At 69.7% G+C, this 1,936-nt stretch carries 2 protein-coding genes; both read right to left on the bottom strand.

The window, feature by feature from the left end; genetic code table 11:
• The coding region (gene murJ, locus RT567_RS16345) for a murein biosynthesis integral membrane protein MurJ (RefSeq protein WP_313577256.1) at window positions 1–1,493 on the bottom strand (1,493 nt) is incomplete at its 3' end.
• A 31-nt stretch (window positions 1,494–1,524) separates the two neighbouring features.
• Window positions 1,525–1,936 (bottom strand): ACT domain-containing protein (locus RT567_RS16340; protein ID WP_313577255.1); only part of this gene is annotated, 412 nt, incomplete at its 5' end.

Here is a 1,936-nt window from a genome sequence, read left to right as displayed (position 1 = left end):
CCGACCACCGCCGCCAGACCTGCGCTGGCCAGGGCGATGCGCCCCAGACGCCAGACCGCGCGCGGGCTGGGCCGGTAATGGCCGCGCCGCCACAGGGTCGCCGCCAGCAGGACGACATTGGTCCAGGCCGAAGCGCTGACCGCCGCGGCGATGCCCGACACCCCCATGCCTGCGTTGAACAGGCCGATGGCCAGCACGGCGTTCACCGCCACGGACACCAGAGCGAACACCATGGGCCTGCGCGTATCGCCGCGCGCGAAGAAGGCCGGAGCCAGAATGCGGATCAGCACGAAGGCGGGCACGCCCCAGCCGAAATGCAGCAGGGCGTGGGCCGTGTTGACAGCGTCCACCTGCAGGAAGGCCCCGCGCGTGAACAGGGCGTCGATCAGGAAGTAGGGCATGGCCATCAGAGCCGCCGCCGCCGGCAAGGTCAGGGCCATGGACAGGATCAGCGCCTCGTCCATCGACGCCTGCTGCTGGCCCTTGTCCTCGGACGCCACCGCCGACGACAGCTTGGGCAGAAGGGCGATGCCGATCGCCACCCCGACCAGGCCCAGCGGCAGCTGATAGAGGCGATCCGCCGTCGCCAGCCAGGCGCGACCGCCGTCGACGAAGCTGGACAGGTTGCCGGAGATGAAGACGTTGATCTGGGTCGCGCTATTGCCGATGGCGGCGGGAATGGCGGTGATGATGATGGCCTTCACCGCCGGGGTCATCTTCGGCAGGCTGAGACGGATGTTCGCCCCGGCCCGGCGCGCGGCCCACCAGCACAGACCCGCCTGCGCCACGCCCGCAACCAGCACGGCCCATGAGGCGGCGTAGGCGGCCTCGATCTGGTCGCCCTTCACCGGGATGACGGCGGCCAGCATGATGACGTTCAGCAGGATCGGATAGGCGCCCGAGACGATAAAGCGTCCCCGCGCGTTCAGCACCCCGCTGAGCAGGGCGGCGATCGCCATACAGGGCAGATAGGGCATGGTGATCTGGGTCAGGATCACCGCCAGCTTAAACCGCGCCGGATCGTCCAGGAAGCCGACATTGATGACGGTCATCAGCCACGGCATGGCGAGTTGGGCGACGATGGTCAGGGCCACGGTGACGGCGGCCACGGCGGCCAGAGCGTCGGTCGCCACCTTGTCGGCCGCCGCCTCGCCTTCGCTCTTCAGCGTCTTGGCGTAGGCGGGTACGAAGGCGGCGGCGAAGGCCCCTTCGGCGAAGATGCGCCGGAACAGATTGGGGAAGTTCAGCGCTGTGTAATAGGCGTCGGCCGCCGGCCCCGCCGAGGCGCCCAGCGCCGCCGTGATGACCAGATCGCGCGCGAACCCGGCCAGCCGGCTGAGCAGGGTCATGGCGCTGAAGATGGCTGAGGACCGCGCCACGCCGCCCGTCTTGGCTGTTGCAGCAGACGCAGGCGGTTGGACGACTGGTTCGACCGTGGCGTTTGCCGCAGAAATCGGCGCGGCCGGTTCGATGGGATCGATCTTGTCGTTCACGATTGGTCTCTACGCTCGCCCGACCAACGCCTTAGCGCGCCTGCGGGCCGCTGGATACGGGCTTGCGACCCAACGCGCCTTCCAGATCAGAGACGTCGCGCACGCTGGCGCGCACAGGGGTGATGCGCCGCCCGGCCGGACCCTGAGGCGCGCGGTCCAGCACTTCCAGCAGGTCGGCCTTCAGCGCCTCCAGCTTCGACTTGCCCTTCGGTTTCCGGCCGTCGGCGTCGGTGATGTAGAAGCCGTCCACCGCCCGCTCGCCGAAGCTGGCGACGTGGGCCGAGCGGGTCGAGTAGCCATGCCGGGAAATCGTGCGCGCCAGGTCCGCCAGCAGACCCGGCCGGTCGGCGCCCGACACCTCGATCACCACAGCGCTGGTCCCCGTATCGGCGTCGATCCGCACAACGGGCCGCACCTCGAACACGGCGCGGCGGGCGCCGACG

Source organism: Brevundimonas sp., assembly GCF_032107865.1.
GTDB lineage: Bacteria > Pseudomonadota > Alphaproteobacteria > Caulobacterales > Caulobacteraceae > Brevundimonas.
The sequence above is the reverse complement of the archived record's forward strand: the minus strand, read 5'-3'. Positions and strand labels throughout refer to the sequence as shown.